Below are 19274 nucleotides of genomic sequence, written 5' to 3' on the forward strand. Positions count from 1 at the left end.
AAACCCTGTATCTTTACCGAAAGGCCCGCGATAGCGGGCTTTTTTTGTACGTTCACGCGCCCGGAAATACGAGGCCATTCCCATTGTTTTTCCACCTCCCGCGGATATTATTTCTTCGCAAAATGAATGCGTGCGAAACGGATGAAATGTCGCCAGTCGAATTCTGTCATGTCGTGCACGCCTTCCCGGTTATGATAACCGAGGATGGAATTTTCCACTGCCTGGTTCACCGGCGGCGGTGCGGCGGGAAGCGCCGAGCGCAGCCCGTATAAAGCAAAAACTTTTTCAGCGTTCTTTAATGACAGGAAGGTGCCGGTGGGATCGGCCCAAAGGTCTTTCGTGGCGTTGGTAGCGTACACAGGCCGCGGCGCGATCAGCGCGATCAGCATATGTTGATCTACCGGCAGATCATTTTCCCGGTCGTTGTATTTTTTGTAGTTGTCGCTGAACCAATGCGGGAAACTGGTGTTGATCCTTTTGATGCGCTCGCCGAATTGCCGGCGTGCCAGCGCGGCGCCGGTGTTGCCGGAGCAGTTGGTTACGCAGATGGCGAAACGCTGGTCCTGCGCCGCCGCCCAAAGCGATGTTTTTCCCCCGCGGGAATGCCCCACCAGCACGACTTTTTTGGTATCCACGAGTTTTTCCTTCATAAAATAATCCATCACCCGCGAAGCGCCCCATGCCCATGCCCCGATGGCCTTCATGCCGTTAGGCGCGCGTAGTTGTTCGGGATAGAGGCGCAGCAAGCCGCTTGCATAAGCGGAAGCATCGTCCGGCGCAAGATCGCTGACGTGGAACGCCGCAATGGCGTAACCGCTGTCCGTCACCATTTCGGCGGGCCAGAACGGGCTTTTGGTTTTCCTATCCGCGTCCGTATTGTTTTTGCCGCGGTTATTGATCAGCAGGAAAACCGGTACCGGTCGTGAAGCCTTGCCAGGCACAAAAAGCGTGAGATGGATGGAAACGGATTGCCCGCCGCGGTACACGTCGATGCGTGTTTCTTTCAACAAGGCTTTCCCGCCCATGGCCCGCGCGTCTTCCCGCGTTGTGATAAAACGGATGCTGTCGAAATCACGCGGCATCTGCCCGTAAATATTGTCTTCGAATAACCGGAGCACTTCCGGCCTGCGCGCGTTTTCCCAGGTGCGTGCGTCTTTCACCGCCTGTCCCGAAAGGGTCAGCAAAGGGTCGGGGAGCGTGTAGGCGGGCACTTTCGATTCATCGTATTGTTGTGCGAAAACAAATGTTGCGTTGCAGAATAACAGGGCAACGAAGAAAAGTCGTTTCATACGGGAATTATTTACGCTAAAATACTCATTGAGCGTTTACGCCGCCACAAAATTCTGCCAGCCCGTCGGTCACCGACTGTTGATCGTCGCCCAGGAAATATGCCTGTTTCAGATCGCCGCATATCAGGGTGAGTTCCTGCTCCGGGATTTTTGTGTCCTTTTTGGTGGCCAGCACACGCACGCCATGTGTGCTTCCCAGCTGGCGACTGCCGGAAAACTGGCATTTCCTGATCTTCGCGTATGCGCGGTTCGTCATCGCTTTATAAAAATATGGCTCGATGGAAAGTGCTTTGTCGAAATCGGCAATGGCCTCGTCAAATTGCAAATTGTTCAGTTTTATCGTGCCCCTGTTAAAGTATGCTTCGGCATAGGTGCTGTCTGTCTCGATCGCTTTTGTGCAGTATTTGAGCGCAGTTTTGGTGTCGCCTTCGCGGTATTTCGCCTGCGATTTTTTCAATGCATCGTGGATTTTGTCCAGCCTTTTGTCCGGCGAAGTTTTTCCTTTTTTGGTGACTTCCACCGCGAGCACTTTGCCGCTGGAATAATAGATGGTCGTTTCGCCGTCGATCTGCCCGTTTTTAAATGTGCTTCTTTGTTTGATCTGCCCGTTCGGAAAGTATATTTCCCATACGCCTTCTTCTTTGCCGTTAACGAATTCACCTTTTTGTTTCAGCGCGCCGTTCCGGTAATATTCCTGTTCCAGCCCGTGTTCCCGGCCATTGCTGTAGGAGCGTTCCATTAAAACCTTACCATTCTGGAAATACATTTTGCGCGTGCCCTCGGCCTTGCCGTCTTTAAATGTGCCTTCTTGGAACTTTTTGCCGCTGTAATAATAATTGATGACGGGGCCGGTGTACGGGGCGTCGCGGAAGTACCAGAGGCTGTCCGTTTTTTTCATCTGGTAGGTGGAAGGGATTTTCCGGATCTCTTCAGGGCGGCTGCGGTATGCTTTGGTGAAGAGGTAAGCCGCAGCGTCGAAGTTTTCAAAGCCCAGGAGTTTCAGCGTATCCTTGTTTTTGATGATGGTAACGTCCGCAATATCGTCCTGGAGAATTTCATTGCCCGGCTCCGGGTCGTGCACAACAGTGACCGAATCGACGATATATGCTACTTTCTGCTCCTGTTGCGCGTACGAAAATCGTACGGTCAGCAGCAACGTGAGGGTCAAAATCACGGTATATTTCATAAATGCAGGGATTTGGCAGGACTAATATAGTATTTCCGTCCGTTATGGGGTTAAAATAAAGCCTAATCCTGCCGAACCTGCGGACAGGCGAATTTTTTTGCTGAAATAACCCGTTACATGTAAATTACCGACTATTATGTGCGAGCACGAACGGAAATATTGCCCCCGCTGCAACGGCGGTTTCGAATGCAAGGTCGGTTCTATCCTGCTCTGCCAGTGTTCTGCAGTGGAGCTGAGCCAGGAAGACCATGATTATATTTCAGCGCGTTATGCGGACTGCCTTTGCGCCAACTGCCTCCGGGAAATGAAGGCGGAACGGCATCAACGCTTGTTCGAAGACAAACTCCACAAAATATCCTCCCTTTATTTCCAAAAACCGGGCGCGGCGAAGAAACCTTAAAAACGGGTGCTTATTTTTTGAATACCGGCAAAGGATTCAGCGGGTGTTTCAAAAAATTGCGGAATGTTTGCCGGAGGAGAAACCAGTGAAATCCGCGGTTGGGGAATTTTTCCCGGATGGCTTTCAGCTGCGACCGTTGGATACCGAATGACGTTAACCCCAGCGAAACGTCCGTCCAGTCCGCCTCCCGGAAGGTTTCCACCGTTTTTTCGAAAGGCCCTGTATACCGGCTGGTTTTGTGATGCCAGGAAATCATCAGCGAAATTTCCTCCAAAAGCGCTTCCTGTCCGGTTTCGGTGAAATAGGCCCGTAATTGTGCGATGGAAGGCGCGAGATAATCGAAGGTATGGTCCGTCCAGATGCCGATATCGTGAAATACCGCGGCGATGGCGTAGGTCGGGACGTTTGCATTGTCGTCCAGCAGCAGGCAGTTCGCTAAAACGCGGTAGACGTGGTTCCTGTATTTTTCGTAATCGCCGCCAAGGGCCGGTTGAAATCTTTGCAGCAATGTTTCTACGTTGGGGTCGGGGAACTGCATGGGGTAAAATTTTGGTCGTGTAAATGTAGCAAGAACCGGGTTTCCCGGGAAAACGGAAGCCGGTAATTTTGTATAAAAATACGACCATGGAATATTATCACAAAACAATGGCCTCGCCCGTAGGGAAACTGACGCTGATCGCGGGCGGAAAAGGCCTGGCGGCCGTACTCTGGGAGCACGACGATCCCCGGCGCGTGAAAGTGCCCGCTGGCGCGGAAATGTCGGAACACCCGGTATTGCTGGCGGCCGAGCGCGAGCTGAATGAATATTTTTCCGGCAGGCGCAGTTCGTTTTCCATCGGCCTCGATCTTACCGGAACCGGTTTTCAGAAGCAGATCTGGGAAGCCCTGCTCACCATTCCTTTCGGCGAAACGAGAACGTACGGCCAGATCGCCCGGCAGATCGGCAAACCGGCCGCCGTGCGCGCAGTGGGCGGCGCGGTGAATAAAAACCCTGTGTCCATCATCGCGCCCTGCCACCGTGTGATCGGCGCTTCGGGCCAACTGACAGGCTTTGCCGGCGGATTGGAAAACAAGGCTGCACTGCTGCGGCTCGAAAGCGCGGAAACGACGGGAACGTTTTTTTGAAAACACGCAACCGGCATTACCCGGAAAGGATCGTTATCTTTGAGAAAACCCGGTGATCAGTGTTGCAAACCTTTTCAGCAGAGAATTTTCACGCCATTTGCGACGAGCTGGCGGTGAAAGACGCCGAACTGGCGTTTATCGTCAAAACCTACGGTTACCCGCCGATGTGGACAAGACCGAACACTTTCGAATCGATGATACACATCATCCTGGAGCAGCAGGTGTCGCTGGCTTCCGCGCTGGCGGCGCTTAACAAGCTGCGGGAAAGGATCGTTGAAGTAACGCCGGAAAAATTGCTGGAACTGACGGACGAAGAAATGAAAGCGTGTTATTTCAGCCGCCAGAAAACATCGTACGCACGGGCGCTGGCCGCCGCCATTCAAACGGGGCAGTTCAGCCCCGCTGCCATGGCGACGCTTCCCGACCACGAAGCGCGCGAAAAACTCATGGCATTAAAAGGTTTCGGCAACTGGACGGTAGACATTTACCTGATGTTCGTTTTCCAGCGCGCGGACATTTTCCCCGCCGGAGACCTGGCCGCAGTCAACGCGCTGAAACAGGTCAAACAACTTCCCAAAGACATTTCAAAAGAAAAGCTGCTCGGCATCACCGCCGCCTGGCAGCCCTTTCGCACGGTCGCCACCATGCTGTTGTGGCACTATTATCTTTCCCTGAGAGCAAAACCCGTGAAGAAGAAAACGGCGGTGGTGTAAGTTGCCGTTTTTCAAAAAATCCCTATCTTTGCAACTCACATAAAACGTCCTCCAGTGAAAATTACTAAGTAATTATTCAGTCTCCTTTTTGAATAACGGGCCTTCAAAGGCTCACCAGGCAAGCCTTTGCCGGGATAAACTTAGTGAATATGTGATTTTTTCCTTTTGATCCATTCGGATGCTGATCTTTTCGGGCGATGCGCCCCGGTTATATTTTTTTATTGACTGTTTAAACTACCCGCTTGTATGAGTATTATCCTGCACGATATTACCTACTATCATAACGACCGTACACTCCTGTTCGAACATCTCAACTGCTCCATCGAGAGCGGGCGTCATGTAAACCTCATCGGCAACAACGGTGCGGGAAAATCCACGCTGCTGCAGATCATGGCCGGCAGGCTGGCGCCTTCCGAAGGCTCGGTGACGGCATCTTCCCGGCCATACTACGTGCCGCAGCAACTGGGCTGGCTGCAGCAGCAAACCGTCGCGGAAGCATTGTATGCCGATGCAAAAATGAAGGCGCTGCAGGCCATTCTTCGCGGTGAAACGAACGAAATATTTTTTGAAACGCTGGCGGATGAATGGGATATTGAAGAAAAAGTATTGAAGGCGCTGGCAGACTGGCAACTGGAGCACGTATTGCCTACGCAACCGATGCGGCTGCTCAGCGGCGGCGAACAAACGCGTGTAATGCTTGCCGGTATGGAGCTGAACGCACCGCCCATCGTGTTGCTGGACGAGCCCACCAATCACCTCGACATGCGGGGCAGGCAGCAGTTGTACCGCTTTATCGAAAAATACAAAGGCACGCTGGTGGTGGTAAGCCACGACCGGGCCCTGTTGCAGCTGAACGATACAACGCTGGCGCTGGCGAACGGAAAGCTGGAACTGTACGGGGGCAATTATGAATTTTATAAAGCGCGCCGCGAAGAACAATTGAATGCTTTGCAGCAAGACGTTCATCACCGCGAAAAAGAATTAAAACTCGCCAAAAAACAGGCGCAGTTGTCCAAAGAACGCAAGCAGCGCCAGGAAGGCCGCGACCGCGATAAAGGGCAGGGCGGCATCCCGAAGATCTTTGCCAACACCATGCGCAACAGCGCCGAATTAAGCGGCGCGAAATCGCAGGCCGTGCACGCGGAAAAAGTGGGCGGCATTTCGAAGGAATTGCAGCAGCAGCGCGAAATATTGGGAAAAGAACAACTGTTGCAGCTGCGGTTCCCGGATTCTTTGCTGCACCGCGGGAAAAAACTGGTGCACGCCGTGGGCGTGAATTTCGCCTATGGCAAAAAAGATCTTTGGCCGGAACCGCTCGATTTCCAGATCAACAGTGGCGACCGCGTGACCATACGTGGCGCGAACGGGGTGGGGAAAACCACACTGCTGAAACTCATCATGGGTATTTTACTCCCCACAAAGGGAATCCTGGAACGGGCGCCCTGCCAGATCATTTACCTCGATCAGCAGTACAGTTTTATCGATCCGGAAAAAACGGTGGTGGAACAGCTGGAACGATTTAACCGCCAGCACCTGGAACCTTCCGCGTTAAAAACGCTGCTGATCCAATACCAGCTGGGAGTTGAGTTATGGGACAAGAAATGCGCGCAGCTTAGCGGCGGGGAAAAGATGAAACTGACCATCTGCTGCCTGTATGTATCCAACACGCATCCGGATGTGATCGTGCTGGACGAGCCCGGCAATAACCTGGACATCAGCAGCCTGGAAGTGTTCACTCATGCGCTGAAAACCTACAAGGGCGCATTGCTGCTGGTTTCGCACGACGCAACCCTGGCGGAAGAACTGGAAATGAAAACCTTTATCGAGCTTTAATAAACGAGGGAATTTGCTGCTGTATGTCGTGATGATCGATGTACGGATTATAGGTAAGTCTCTGCTGTTGAACGCCGGTAGCGATGAGATACAGGAACTGCGGATCGAAATCGTCCTGGTGGTTAAGCGGCCTTAACCCGTTGTCGTGATCACGGCCGAAACATACCCGCGTGCCCTCGATGTCTACTGTAATGCGGTAAAAAATACCTTCCTGGTCGATCGTTACCGGGAGGCGCCATACTTTGCCATTATAGGAAATGCTGATAGGGTACTGTTCGGTTATCATAGACGTATTAGTTTGAAAGTTAAAAGATACACCAGTGTAGTTATCATCAACATCCGGGCCAATGCCGGGAAGGTTTTTCTAATGAGCCAGGACAACAAAGGTACGGTAATCGGCGCTCTTCGCACGCAGTTTTAACAGCCGTAGTACGGCTGTTAAACGGATGTGGTCTTTTTGTTTTTTTTTGAATATTTAATGGCTTGGCGGGTGTGTTTTTGGGGCGGCATTACAAACAACCATGGATAATCCGGGCCGGATAGGTATTATGAAACGGGGATGGCGCCGGCAAATTTCGTTAAGGTAACGAGGTTTTCCGGCGCATTTTTTTTGTTCCATGTAGAATGGATGGCCATTGCCGCGCCGATAGCGGAAGCCTGTGCAACGTCTGCCCCATACACTTTTTTATCCGGGAATGCGGCGGCGAGCAGGTGCATGTAAAGCTCGTTTTTGCTGAAACCGCCATCTACAAATATATTTTCCACTTCTCCGCCCTGCAATACCAACTCCGCCGAATGACGCTGCTGCGCCATAATGTCGATCATCAGCTGGTGATAAGCTTCTTCCGCGCTGGCGAATGCAGACAATTCACGTTTTGCAAAAACACCGGCATCGGGGTATTTCAAATGCAGCTGCCTGACGAGCGCGGCGTCGAAACGCATATGATGGAAATCGTTTTCGTTCTTTGAAAAATGCGCGGCAATACGCGTTACCTGCAATTCATGCTCACGGCCGGCAAACAGCCGCGAAGCTTTTACAGGTTTGCCGTGAAAAGAAAGATAACAAAGACAGTCCTGCTGCAGCTCATCGTCTGTAAGCGGCGAATGATTGAACGGGTTGAGGCTGATGCACCAGGTGCCGGTGGAGATCAGCAGGAATGGCTCTTTGAATTGAACGAGATAGGGGATGAGGGCGGCCGAGCTGTCGTGCAGGCCCGTGCCGGTTGGATAGTTCCCCCCGAACACTTTATCAGACGGCTGCAACGGCGCCAGTTTGCCGCGTACGCCTTCTTTTTCCGTCCATTCGTGGTATTGCTGCCGCCTGAAATCCCAGAGGTTCGTGTGGCAGCCGATACTGGTGAGCTCCGAGCAGGCGGTGTTGGTAAGCAAAAAGCTCATGTATTGTGGCAGGTGCAGCGCGTATTGCAGTTTTTTGTACAGCACGGGCTGTTCGTATTTCAGGCGGTACAATTGCATGCCAGAATTGAGACTGCCCAGTATGGGAGAGGCGGATACGCGGGGGAACACGGTTTCGCCGCCGTATTGTTCATAAAATTGTTGCCGCAGCGACGGGGGATAAGGTTTCAGGTAATTGTACAACGGCGTGAGCGGGCGGCCGGTTTCGTCGATAAACACCATGCTGGCGCCATAGGTGGAAAAGTTCACCGCGCGCACGTCGAATTGTTCCCGCCCGGGCAGCGCGGCCACCGCGTCCAGCACGAAGCGGCGCAGCTGCTGAAGGTCTTCGCAGGCGTCGCCGTCTTCGTCGGTCGTTTCTTCCAGCCGCACGCTCTCTTCGAACACAATACGGTATTGTTCGTCGAAAAGGAACAGTTTTTTGTTCGTTTTCCCGATGTCGAAGATGGCTATGACGGGTATTTTTTCCATTCGGTCGTTTTAGCGCACAAAGGCCATGGCCACGCCGCCGTCTACGTTCAAAACGTTACCCGTGGCCTTGTTGAGCAATCCGCCTACGAATACGAAGCAGGCGTTGGCGATGTCTTCCGGCACAATGATCTCATTGAGCAAAGTACGGCTGGCATAATACGCCGGCAATTCCTCCACCTTTACGCCATACGCTTTCGCGCGGCCTTCGGCCCATGCGCCGGCCCATATTTTACTGTCGGAGATCACTGCGTCCGGGTTGACGGTATTTACGCGGATATGGTCTTTTCCCAGTTCTGCCGCATTGAGGCGGCTGAGATGCAGCTGCGCGGCCTTTGCGGAGCCGTAAGCCGCGTTGTTCGGCCCTGAAACAAGGGCGTTTTTGCTGACGATATTCAATACGTCGCCGCCAAAACCCTGTTTGCGCATAATGCCCGCGCCTTCGCGGGTAACGAGGAACTGGCCTTTCACCAGCACGTCGTACAACAGGTTCCAGTCGGCTTCGGTATGTTCTTCGAGCGGTTTGGAGATGGAAAGACCGGCGCAGTTCACCACGATGTCTACCCCGCCAAATTCAAGAATGGCGGCATTAAATACTCTTCTCACGGAACTTTCCGAGGTTACGTCCAGCACTTTTGCCGCGAACACGTCTTTACCGAAATCTTTTTTGAATGCTTCTTTCGCGGTGGCCAGGCGTTCTTCATCGTTATCGTTGATCACCACTACAGCGCCTTCCGCGGCGAACTTCATGGCAATGGCTTTCCCGATGCCGCCCGCGCTGCCCGTTACCAGGGCCACGCGGCCGCTGAGGGCTTTGGGTTTTGGCATGCGCTGCAATTTCGCTTCTTCCAGCAGCCAGTATTCGATGTTGAACGCTTCCTGCCGCGGCAGCGAGGTGTACGACGACACTGCTTCCGCTCCTTTCATCACGTTGATCGCATTGATATAAAATTCGCTCGCCACCCGCGCGGTCTGTTTGTCTTTCGCAAAAGTGAACATCCCGATGCCTGGGTACAGCACCACCACGGGATTTGCGTCGCGCATGGCCGGGCTGTTCGGGTGACGGCAGCTTTTGTAATATTCCGAATACATTTTCCGGTAATCCTCGAACTGCGGGGCCAACGACGCTTTTATTTTTGCCGTATCGCTAAGGTCTGCGTCCGGCGCCAGTTCCAGCACCAGCGGGCTTATTTTTGTGCGCAAAAAGTGATCGGGGCAGCTGGTGCCCATCGGGGCCAGCCGGTCGATATCTTTTGAATTGATGAACTCGAGCACGCGCGGATCGTCTGTGAAATGGCCCACCATACGCACCTGCGAAGAACAATACCCGCGCAGCAGTGGCGCCAGCGCAACGGCTTGCTCATGGCGTTTTTCCTGCGGAAGCGATTTTATTTTTTCACCGCCGAACACCGGTCTTTTTTTACCGGTGTTCTCCGCAAGGTATTGCGCGCAGCGCTCCACCACTTCGAGCGTGTTGATATAACTTTCATATGCGGTATCGCCCCAGGTGAAAAGTCCGTGCGAGCCGAGCATGATGCCGCGGATGCCCGGGTTTTCGTCGAGGCATTGTCTGAGCTTTAATCCCAGGTCGAAGCCGGGGCGCTGCCAGTCTACCCAGCCGATCGTTCCTTCGAACAATTCCTGTGTGATCTTTTTCCCGTCTTTCGCCGCCGCAATGGCGATGGCAGCGTCCGGATGCAGGTGATCGATGTGCGCGAAGGGAAGAAAACCGTGCAGCGGCGTATCGATGCTGGGCGCTTTGGAGCTGAGGTCGAATATGCAATGATTGAACAGTTCTACCATTTCATCTTCATGTTCCACGCCGCGGTATACTTTCTGAAGACTGCGCAGGCGGTCTACATACAACGCCGCCAGCCCGCTTTTTTTCAGCGTGCCCAGGTCTCCGCCGGAGCCCTTCACCCACATCACTTCGGTGGGCTCGCCGGTGAGCGGGTCTTTGGCCTGAACCTTGCAGGAGGTGTTGCCGCCGCCGTAGTTGGTAAGCCGGAGGTCCGCCCCCAGCAAATTACTACGGTAAATGAGCAACGCCACTTCGTCGCCGGCCATGGCTGCGGCCTTTTTTTCATCCCATAAGTAACTGACATGCCTGAATTGGATAGTTCTATCTATAGACATAAGATCGCATTTTAGGTTTGTTGTGGCAGATCCGTGGATTGCCGGGGAACATGATTCATGACGTGGAATGTCATGTTGCTAAAGTAAAACTTGTGAATTTTTGAACTGTCATGCACTGTCATGCCCTTCCGCAACTTTACAATTATTTTCTTACTTTGAGGCCGTCGAAAACGCAAGCGTATGAAGCAACACCCGGTTTTTAAATATCTTTTCATCGACGATTTTTCCGCCACGCCCAAATATTACCAGCTGGCCAACGCGATCATCCAGACGATCGCAGACGGTAAGCTGCAGCAGGATGATATTCTCCCTTCCATCAACGAAGTGAGCTATGTTTTCGAGATCTCGAGAGATACGGCGGAGAAAGCCTACAAACATCTCAAAAGCATCGGCGTGCTCGGCTCCGTGCCCGGTAAAGGGTATTACGTGCAGAACGCTCACCCGCGCCAGCCCTATAAGATACTGCTATTATTTAATAAACTGAGCGAACATAAAAAGATCATTTACGATTCTTTTGCGGACAGGCTGGGGGAACATGCCAATATCGACTTCTATATATACAACAGCGATTTCAGCCTGTTCAAAAAACTGCTTTCCCAGAAAGTGAACGACTACACCCACGTGGTGATCCTCCCGCATTTCCGCGAGCGCTGGGAGCATGTGGACGAGGTGATCAATACCATTCCGAAAGAGAAGCTCATTTTGCTGGACAAAAAGCTGAAAGGCGTTACCGGCGAATATGGGGCGGTGTACGAGAATTTCCGGGAAGACATTTACGGCGCGCTGGAGCAGGCGAAAGACCGGCTGCAGCAATACCAGCAGCTGAAACTCATTTATCCTGAAAACACCTATTACCCCGAAGAGATACAGGAAGGTTTCGTGCAATTCTGCCAGAATTACGCGTTCCCGTTCCACCTGGTGCCCGATATTCTCGACGACGAAATGCAAAAAGGCGACGTATATATCAATATCCGGGAAAACGACCTGGTGACGCTGATGGAAAAGATCATGGCCGGCGGATGGCAGGTGGGCAGCGACATTGGCGTGATCTCCTACAACGAAACGCCGCTTAAAAAACTCATACTCAACGGCATCACCACTATCTCCACCGATTTCAGGGCGATGGGCGAGGTGGCGGCTGAACTGATCCTCGATCATTCGCGCGCGCAGGTGGAAGTGCCGTTTAATATCAACCTGAGGCCTTCCCTGTAGCGGAAAGCCGCATTATTTACGTATACCCCGTTACGTTAGACAAACACAATGCCCGGGCAGGACAGTACAGGACGGTACAGGACACAACAGGACAGGAATGTATAACCATTCGTCTAAATTGTGTCTGATACCAGATTTCGCTTTTTGCCACACTAATTCCACATTGTTATGTCTAAATCCACGATCCGTCACCGGTGTAAAAACCCGCGTTTTGCACTTGCAGGAATTTTCCTGTCAATGCTGCTATGCGCTTCATTTCCCGCCTCTTCTCAAAATAAGGCCGGCATCAGCGGCCACTTAACAGACGCCGCCACAGGTTCACCATTGCCCAGTGTAACAGTCGGCATCAAAGGGACCAATTCAGGCACTTTTACAGACGCAAGCGGCAAGTATACCATACAGGCCGCACCCACAGATTCCCTCGTTTTCAGCATGATAGGGTTCGTTTCGCAGACCGTGCTGGTAGGAGACAGAAAAGTAGTGAACATTCAGCTCGAAAGCAGCAACAAAGTATTGACGCAGGTGGTAGTAGTGGGGTATGGTACCCAGCAGAAAAAAGACGTGACCGGTTCGGTGGGGATCGTTTCCATGAAAAATATCAAAGATATGCCGGTAGCCGGTGTAGACCAGGCCCTTGCGGGCCAGGTAGCCGGTATACAGGTGAATACGTCTAACGGCATACCGGGCGGCGGCCCGCAGGTGCAGGTAAGAGGCATCGGCGCGGTGGGCGCCGGCAGCCAGCCGCTGTATGTGGTAGACGGATTTCCGCTGGCCTCTTCATCCAGTGAAGTAACTAACCCAATGAACGCCATCAACCCCGCCGACATCGAATCGATGGCCATTCTCAAAGACGCCTCCGCCACCGCCATTTACGGCTCCCGCGGCGCGAACGGCGTTGTGCTCATCACCACCAAACGGGGCGCCAGTGGCGCACCCGTCGTATCTGTTTCCGCCAACACCGGCTGGCAAAAGATACCGCAAAAAGGCCGCCCGGACCTGATGAACGGGCAGGAATTCGCACAGTTCTGGAAAGAGCTTACCGAAGACAAGATCCGTTTTGAACAGGGCCGTGAGCCCGTGGAATCAGACATCCCGGAGAAATACCGCAATCCTTCGCTGATCGGCGAAGGCACCAACTGGTTCGACGAAGTGACCCGCACCGCGCCCATGACGGAGATCAACGCCAGCGTAAGCGGCGGCAGCGAAAAAACGCGGGCCTACGCGTCCGTTGGGTATTTCAACCAGGACGGCGTTATGATCAACACCGGTTACCGCCGTTATTCCGTGCGCGCCAACGTGGAAACGAACATCAGCAAAAAATTCAAGATCGGGGTGAACGTAGCGCCCACCTTCTCGCAGAAAAAAGGCTCCATCCGCGGTGAAGGCCGCGACGAAGTGTTCGGCATCGCCAGCCCGATAGAGCCGGTGTACAACGCAGACGGTTCTTACAACGCCTTTATTCAAAGCCCCGGCACTTTCGGTCTGCCCAACCCGGTGATGCTGATGAACGAAACGGTGAACAATTTGCGTGAAATGCGGCTGCTGATGAACGGTTACGCGGAATACGAGATCATTCCCAACCTGAAATTCAAAAGCACGATCAACATCGATTACCAAAACCTCGCGGCGGAATATTTCCGCCCGTCTACCCTCGGCGGCGTGAACACCGCACCGCCCAGCATTCCCAGCGCCAACTCGGTGAAAGCGGACAATCTCAACTGGCTGAACGAAAACACGCTCACTTACACGCTGAACCGCAACAATCACAGTTTCACCGGCCTGCTCGGTTACACCGTACAGCAGCAGAAAGAAAATTTTTCATTGTTCAACGGCACCAATTTCCCGGACGACGACATCAAAACCCTCAACGCCGCCGCCACCCTTACCGGCGGAACGGATAAAACGGAATGGGTGCTGCTGTCCTACCTCGCGCGCGTGAACTACGCATACAAAGACAAATACCTCCTTACCGCCACGATCCGTACAGACGGTTCTTCCCGCTTCGGCGCGAACAACCGCTGGGGCACCTTTCCCTCACTGGCTTTGGGCTGGAGGATTTCGCAGGAAAACTTCATGCAGGCCGTTCCCGCCATCAGCGACCTGAAGATCAGGGCTTCGTACGGCTTCACCGGCAACTTCAACATCGGGAACTATTCTTACATGAGCAATATTGGCACGGCAGACTACGTGCTGGGCGGCGCTCTTGCAGGCGGCCGCGTGATGAACTCCTTCGGCAACCCCAACCTCGGCTGGGAAAAAATGAGGGAGCTTAATATCGGTATCGATTTCGGTTTGTGGAAAGACAGGCTGTACGTTACCGCAGACTTTTATAAACGCAATACGGAAGACCTGTTGCTGCAGGTGGAAATACCGCAGTCTTCCGGCTTCGGCACCGTTACCGAAAACAGCGGCGACCTGGAGAACAGGGGGCTTGAGCTCGGCATCAACTCGCTCAACATCAAAACCCAGCGTTTCGCCTGGAGCACCAATTTCAACATCGCCTTCAACCGCAACAAGGTGCTGAAGCTTGGCCGCAACAACGACCCGATCTATTCCGGCAACAGCAGCGAGGGCAATCCCACCAACTTCACGATGGTAGGCAAACCGCTGGCGATGCTGTTCGGGTATGTGTTCGACGGCATTTACCAGAACCAGGGCGAAGTAGACAAAGGCCCTGCGTTTCCCGGCGCGATACCCGGCAATATCCGTTTCAAGGACATTAATGGCGACGGGCAGATCACGCCGCGGCAGGATTTCGACATCATCGGCAATCCGTATCCCGATTTCACCTGGGGCCTCACCAATATGTTCACCTACGGCAAGTTCGACCTGCGGGTGCTGGTGGTGGGGTCTATGGGGGCAGACAGGCTGCATGCCACCAACGACTACAACGGCAACATCGACGGGGTGTTTAACGTGAGAAGGGAAGTAAAAGACCGCTGGCGCTCCGAATCGCAGCCCGGCAACGGGCGCATCCCCACCACCAACGGTTCCGGCCGCGGCAGGGTGATGTTCCGCGACGTAAGCTCGCTGACGGTGGAAAAAAATGATTACGCGTGGGTGAAAAACATCACGCTGGGTTATTCCATCCCGAAAAAAGGGTTCATTTCCAGCGCGCGCATTTACGCGAGCGTGCAGAACGCCATTTTGTTCACCAAATACAGCGGCAACCCGGAAGTAAGCAATTATATCGGTAAAGGCGGCAGCGGCGCGCTGGTGCCCGGCATCGATTATTCCAACTACCCGGTGCCGAGGGTATTTATCATCGGAACGAATTTGTCATTTTAACCATGTTTAAAATCCTGCACAAAATGAAAACTAAGCTATATCTTATATGCCTGATGGCCTTGTCTGCCAATGGCTGCAATTACATGCTGGACGTAAAGCCCAATTCTTTCTCCAGCGGCGAAAATTATTACCAGACGGAGCAACAGGTGCTGCGGGCGGTGAACGGGGCGTATGGGGTGCTGCAAAACCTTTATACGAGCGACTTCTGGGCGATGACGGAAATGGTGGCGGACAATACCAATTACCAGTACGACGCCAGCGACCGCGGTGCGCAGCAGCGGGAAGAGATCGACGAGTTCCTGATCACTTCCAGCAATAACTATGTAAACACGATCTGGGCGCAGATCTACCGGAATATTCACCAGTGCAACGTGATCACTTCCCGGATAGACGGCGTCCAGTTCTCCAGTGAAGAAACTAAAAAACGTTATGCGGGAGAAGCTAAATTCCTGCGCGCTTTGTATTATTTTCACCTTGTGCGCCTTTTCGGGCCGGTGCCGCTGATCGTGAAAGAGCCAGACAGCCCGGAGAACGCGTTCGCCCGCAAAAGGGCCTCAGTGGACGAGGTGTACGCCCAGATCATCGCCGATGCGAAAGACGCGGCGGAAAGCCTGCCTCCCTCGTACACCGGGGCAGACGTTGGCCGGGCCACCAAAGGCGCCGCGCTCACGCTGCTGGGCGAAGTGTACCTTACGCGGAAAGATTATACCGCGGCTGCTGGTGCGCTGGAACAGGTGACCAAACTGGGTTACGGGCTGCTGGACAATTACGGGGACAATTTTAACCCCGCCCGGAAAAACAATGAAGAATCGGTTTTTTCCGTTCAGTACAATTCAGGGCTTGAAACTGAGAGCAGTAATTATATTTTTGTATTCGGGCCACGTAATGGAAAAAAGGACCTCACAGGGTTCAACGGGTTGCTTGGAGGGAACAATATCCCGACGCCCGGAATTTACAACGCTTACGAAACGGGCGACAAGCGGAGGGATGAATCTGTGTATCTGTATGATAGTCCGACCAATGCGCCTTTTGAGGAAGCCGGGGCGTTTGGCGGGAAACTTCCGTTGATCAAAAAATTCTATCATCCACCATATGCGCTGGACGGGCGCGCGAACGAAAACTGGCCGGTATACCGCTATTCGCATGTATTGCTCATGCTGGCCGAAGCATTGAACGAAGCCGGCGGCGGTGATCCGTACCAATATATCAACCCGGTACGCGAACGCGCAGGGCTCGACCCGCTCGGCGGGCTTGGACAAGCCGCCCTCAGAGACGCCATTCAGCACGAACAGCGGGTGGAACTGGCCTTCGAGGACCATCGCTGGTACCAGCTGCTGCGCACCGGGAAAGCAGTGGAAGTGATGACGCAGCACGGAAAGGAAGAAAAACAACGGTTGACGCGACTGAGCGCCGCATCGTACAACATAGCCGCTTATAAATTGCTCTTTCCCATTCCCGACAGGGAGAAACGCCTGAACGGGCTGGAGCAGAACCAGGGATGGGACTGATCGTCTACTATACTTAAAAGAAACATTTTTTATGCATGTAAAGACCAAACTCTTTATTCTTTTCGCAGCCGTGATGTCGGCCGCCGCCTGTAACAACAACCAGACGGCCGAAAGGAAACTGACGGGCAACCCGAAGATCGACAAGCTGAAGCTGCCCGACAATTTCAACGTAGATCATCTCTACAGTCCCGGCGACAACAAAGAAGGCTCCTGGGTGGCCATGACCTTCGATCCTAAAGGCCGCATGATCGTGTCTGACCAGTTCGGTTTTCTCTACCGGCTGCAATTGCCCGCGATCGGAGACACCACCACGAAGATCCAGATCGAAAAACTGAAGATCGGCGCGGACACTTCATCGAAAGTAACGATGGGTTACGCACAGGGCCTGCTCTATGCGTTTAACAGTCTTTACGTGATGGTAAACCACAACAAAGACGACAAATTCGATAAAGGCAGCGGGCTTTACCGCCTGCAGGACAAAGACGGCGACGACAATTTCGAGACCATCACCCTGCTGCGCGAACTGGAAGGCGAAGGCGAGCACGGGCCGCACAGCATCGTGTTTGCGCCGGACAAGCAATCGTTGTACGTGATCGCGGGCAACTTCACCCGCCAGCCCGAAACGAGCACCTTCCGCATCCGCACGATGGACAGCACAGACAACCTGCTGCCCATGATCAAAGACCCGAACGGTCACGACCAGATTTCGCATGCGCGCGGCGGATGGATCGCGCACATCGATTCCACCGGCAGCAGCTGGGACATTGTGGCTTCCGGTTTCCGCAATCCTTTCGACATGGCGTTCAACGACGCCGGCGAGCTGTTCACCTACGATTCCGATATGGAGTGGGACTTCGGCATGCCCTGGTACCGCCCCACGCGTATCTGTCATGTTACGAGCGGCGCGGAATTCGGCTGGAGGCACGGTACGGGAAAATGGAACCCGTCTTTCCCCGACAACCTGCCCGCGATCCTCAACATCGGCCAGGGATCGCCTACCAACGTGGTATACGGCGGCACTGCGCACTTCCCCGACAAATACAAAAAAGCGGTGTTTGCGTTCGACTGGAGCTTCGGCATCATTTACGCCGTGCACCTCGAGCCTAAAGGCGCTTCGTATTCCGCCAAAGCGGAAGAATTCCTTTCCGGCGCGCCGCTTCCGCTTACAGACGGCGTGATCGGTCCCGATGGCGCGATGTACTTCCTCACCGGCGGCCGCAGGCTTGAATCGGACCTTTACAGGATCTATTACAAAGACAATACGGAAAATGCCGCTCCGCTCGCGGCCGTTGAGCCTACCGAGCTGCAGCAGCAGCGCCGCAAGCTGGAAGCGTTTCACGGCGGCCCGAAAGCCGGCGCTGTGGAAGCCGCATGGCCTTTCCTGAAACATGAAGACCGGTTTCTCCGTTTCGCGGCGCGCATCGCCATCGAAAATCAACCGGTAGCGGAATGGCAGGCAAAAGCGTTGCAGGAAAAAGATCCTGAAACCGCTATCCTGCTGGGCGTTGCGCTCGCGCGGCAGGGAAAAGCGGACGTGAAGAACGCGCTCATCACCCACCTCACCAGCCTCAATTACGATAAGCTCAGCGAAAGCCAGCAATCAGACCTGCTGCGCGCCATCGAGCTTACCATCACCCGCCTCGGCGAGCCGGATGCGGCGCAGAGGACCGCGCTGATCGCTTATCTCGATCCGCATTATCCCGCTAAAACCAATAACCTCAACCGCGGCCTGAGCAAACTGCTCGTACACCTCGACGCGCCGAAAAGCGTTGAAAAAACAATGGCCCTGCTGGAAAGCGCAAAAGACGATCCGGAAGAACAAAAAACCGCTACCGCTTCGCAAGACCTCATCATGCGCAACCCGCAGTACGGCATGGACATTGCGAACATGCTCGCAAAAATGCCGCCCATCCAGCAAACCTATTACGCCACCGTGCTGAGCCAGGCCAAAGACGGCTGGACGCCCGCGCTGCAGGAACAATATTTTAAGTGGTATTACACCGCGTTCGGTTTCAAAGGCGGCCACAGCTTCCTCGGTTTCATCGATGCGGCGCGCCGCAATGCGCTGGCGCTGGTGCCCAAAGACCAGTTTGAAAAATTCAACATCATGTCCGGCGATTCGCTGGCCCGCAGCGGCGGCGCAGACGTGGCGAAAGTGCAGCCCAAAGGCCCCGGCAGAAGATGGAAAGTGAATGATGCCACGCTCGTGATAGACAGCGGCCTTCACAACCGCAACTTCGAACAGGGTAAAGCCATGTTTACTGCCACGCTTTGCAGCTCCTGCCACACCGTGAAAGGAGAAGGCGGCGTTGCCGGGCCGGATCTCACGCAGCTGGGCACGCGTTTCTCCAACAGGGACATTCTCGAAGCCATCATCGAGCCGAGCAAAACCATCTCCGACCAGTACGCCGCTACCGTGTTTACTTTGAAAGACGGCAGCACGATCACCGGCAGGCTGGTGAACCAGGACGATAACAAATATTACGTTTCGCAAAACCCGTTCTCACCGAAAGACCTGAGAGAGGTTGAAAAGAAAAATGTGAGCGCCACGAATAATTCCACTGTGTCCGTAATGCTGCCCGGCCTCATCAACAGGCTGAGCCCCGAGGAGCTGCGCGACCTGATGGCATATATCAAGTCCGGCGGCAACGAAAAAGATTCGATGTTCGTCAGCGACGGAAAGCTGGGTAAAAAATAAAC

14 protein-coding genes are annotated in these 19274 nt (G+C 53.7%); 8 read left to right on the top strand and 6 right to left on the bottom strand.

Annotation, left to right across the window (positions count from 1 at the left end):
• Nucleotides 1–107 precede the first annotated feature (107 nt).
• Both J7I43_RS21200 and J7I43_RS21205 read right to left on the bottom strand, forming a co-directional pair.
• The gene (locus tag J7I43_RS21200; RefSeq protein WP_209147871.1) at nt 108–1289 is read right to left on the bottom strand and encodes a glucuronyl esterase domain-containing protein; all 1182 of its coding nucleotides are present in this window, start codon (nt 1287–1289) and stop codon (nt 108–110) included.
• 25 nt (nt 1290–1314) lie between these two features.
• A complete protein-coding gene (locus J7I43_RS21205) occupies nt 1315–2475 on the bottom strand; it encodes a toxin-antitoxin system YwqK family antitoxin (RefSeq protein WP_209147872.1) in 1161 nt (386 codons plus the stop codon).
• Nucleotides 2476–2611: 136 nt separating this feature from the next.
• Here J7I43_RS21205 and J7I43_RS21210 point away from each other — a divergent pair, with 136 nt between their 5' ends.
• Complete coding sequence (locus J7I43_RS21210) at nt 2612–2875, top strand: cysteine-rich CWC family protein (RefSeq protein ID WP_209147873.1); 264 nt, start codon at nt 2612–2614, stop codon at nt 2873–2875.
• Between the two features lie 10 nt (nt 2876–2885).
• On the opposite strand, the gene J7I43_RS21215 is transcribed toward J7I43_RS21210, so the two are convergent.
• On the bottom strand, nt 2886–3413 hold the full coding sequence (locus J7I43_RS21215) for a hypothetical protein (RefSeq protein ID WP_209147874.1): 528 nt from the start codon (nt 3411–3413) through the stop codon (nt 2886–2888).
• Nucleotides 3414–3499: 86 nt separating this feature from the next.
• Here J7I43_RS21215 and J7I43_RS21220 point away from each other — a divergent pair, with 86 nt between their 5' ends.
• From J7I43_RS21220 to J7I43_RS21230, 3 genes are all read left to right on the top strand, one after another.
• On the top strand, nt 3500–4000 hold the full coding sequence (locus J7I43_RS21220) for a methylated-DNA--[protein]-cysteine S-methyltransferase (RefSeq protein WP_209147875.1): 501 nt from the start codon (nt 3500–3502) through the stop codon (nt 3998–4000).
• A gap of 59 nt (nt 4001–4059) precedes the next feature.
• A complete protein-coding gene (locus tag J7I43_RS21225) occupies nt 4060–4713 on the top strand; it encodes a DNA-3-methyladenine glycosylase family protein (RefSeq protein WP_209147876.1) in 654 nt (217 codons plus the stop codon).
• Between the two features lie 246 nt (nt 4714–4959).
• Nucleotides 4960–6546 (top strand): ABC-F family ATP-binding cassette domain-containing protein, encoded by a 1587-nt coding sequence (locus tag J7I43_RS21230; RefSeq protein WP_209147877.1) that lies wholly within the window; start codon nt 4960–4962, stop codon nt 6544–6546.
• Here J7I43_RS21230 and J7I43_RS21235 read toward each other — a convergent pair.
• The 3 genes from J7I43_RS21235 to J7I43_RS21245 form a co-directional block, all read right to left on the bottom strand.
• The gene (locus tag J7I43_RS21235) at nt 6533–6832 is read right to left on the bottom strand and encodes a hypothetical protein (protein ID WP_209147878.1); all 300 of its coding nucleotides are present in this window, start codon (nt 6830–6832) and stop codon (nt 6533–6535) included. The two genes, J7I43_RS21230 and J7I43_RS21235, sit on opposite strands and share 14 nt — an antisense overlap.
• 260 nt (nt 6833–7092) lie before the next feature.
• Nucleotides 7093–8433, bottom strand: coding sequence for an FGGY-family carbohydrate kinase (locus J7I43_RS21240; protein ID WP_209147879.1), 1341 nt, complete (start codon nt 8431–8433; stop codon nt 7093–7095).
• Between the two features lie 9 nt (nt 8434–8442).
• Nucleotides 8443–10566: a bifunctional aldolase/short-chain dehydrogenase gene (locus J7I43_RS21245; protein ID WP_209147880.1), complete on the bottom strand. Its 2124-nt coding sequence runs from the start codon at nt 10564–10566 to the stop codon at nt 8443–8445.
• A gap of 180 nt (nt 10567–10746) precedes the next feature.
• On the opposite strand from J7I43_RS21245, the gene J7I43_RS21250 reads away from it, so the two are divergent.
• The 4 genes from J7I43_RS21250 (at nt 10747) to J7I43_RS21265 (ending at nt 19272) form a co-directional block, all read left to right on the top strand.
• Nucleotides 10747–11778, top strand: a complete 1032-nt coding sequence (locus tag J7I43_RS21250; RefSeq protein WP_209147881.1) for a GntR family transcriptional regulator — start codon at nt 10747–10749, stop codon at nt 11776–11778.
• A 168-nt stretch (nt 11779–11946) separates the two neighbouring features.
• Nucleotides 11947–15066: a SusC/RagA family TonB-linked outer membrane protein gene (locus J7I43_RS21255; protein ID WP_209147882.1), complete on the top strand. Its 3120-nt coding sequence runs from the start codon at nt 11947–11949 to the stop codon at nt 15064–15066.
• 23 nt (nt 15067–15089) lie between these two features.
• Nucleotides 15090–16574, top strand: coding sequence for a RagB/SusD family nutrient uptake outer membrane protein (locus J7I43_RS21260; protein ID WP_209147883.1), 1485 nt, complete (start codon nt 15090–15092; stop codon nt 16572–16574).
• Nucleotides 16575–16605: 31 nt separating this feature from the next.
• Nucleotides 16606–19272, top strand: coding sequence for a c-type cytochrome (locus tag J7I43_RS21265; RefSeq protein ID WP_209147884.1), 2667 nt, complete (start codon nt 16606–16608; stop codon nt 19270–19272).
• The last annotated feature ends 2 nt before the right edge of the window (nt 19273–19274 follow it).

The organism is Chitinophaga chungangae (assembly GCF_017742215.1).
In the GTDB taxonomy this organism is placed as follows: Bacteria; Bacteroidota; Bacteroidia; order Chitinophagales; family Chitinophagaceae; genus Chitinophaga; species Chitinophaga chungangae.

Bases quoted from the DNA above. Each gene is read 5' to 3' on its own strand.
- J7I43_RS21230 (WP_209147877.1), top strand. From the start codon at position 4,960: ATGAGTATTATCCTGCACGATATTACCTACTATCATAACGACCGTACA.
- J7I43_RS21245 (WP_209147880.1), bottom strand. From the start codon at position 10,566: ATGTCTATAGATAGAACTATCCAATTCAGGCATGTCAGTTACTTATGG.
- J7I43_RS21235 (WP_209147878.1), bottom strand. From the start codon at position 6,832: ATGATAACCGAACAGTACCCTATCAGCATTTCCTATAATGGCAAAGTA.
- J7I43_RS21255 (WP_209147882.1), top strand. From the start codon at position 11,947: ATGTCTAAATCCACGATCCGTCACCGGTGTAAAAACCCGCGTTTTGCA.
- J7I43_RS21260 (WP_209147883.1), top strand. From the start codon at position 15,090: ATGAAAACTAAGCTATATCTTATATGCCTGATGGCCTTGTCTGCCAAT.
- J7I43_RS21215 (WP_209147874.1), bottom strand. From the start codon at position 3,413: ATGCAGTTCCCCGACCCCAACGTAGAAACATTGCTGCAAAGATTTCAA.
- J7I43_RS21240 (WP_209147879.1), bottom strand. From the start codon at position 8,433: ATGGAAAAAATACCCGTCATAGCCATCTTCGACATCGGGAAAACGAAC.
- J7I43_RS21265 (WP_209147884.1), top strand. From the start codon at position 16,606: ATGCATGTAAAGACCAAACTCTTTATTCTTTTCGCAGCCGTGATGTCG.
- J7I43_RS21200 (WP_209147871.1), bottom strand. From the start codon at position 1,289: ATGAAACGACTTTTCTTCGTTGCCCTGTTATTCTGCAACGCAACATTT.
- J7I43_RS21220 (WP_209147875.1), top strand. From the start codon at position 3,500: ATGGAATATTATCACAAAACAATGGCCTCGCCCGTAGGGAAACTGACG.
- J7I43_RS21210 (WP_209147873.1), top strand. From the start codon at position 2,612: ATGTGCGAGCACGAACGGAAATATTGCCCCCGCTGCAACGGCGGTTTC.
- J7I43_RS21205 (WP_209147872.1), bottom strand. From the start codon at position 2,475: ATGAAATATACCGTGATTTTGACCCTCACGTTGCTGCTGACCGTACGA.
- J7I43_RS21250 (WP_209147881.1), top strand. From the start codon at position 10,747: ATGAAGCAACACCCGGTTTTTAAATATCTTTTCATCGACGATTTTTCC.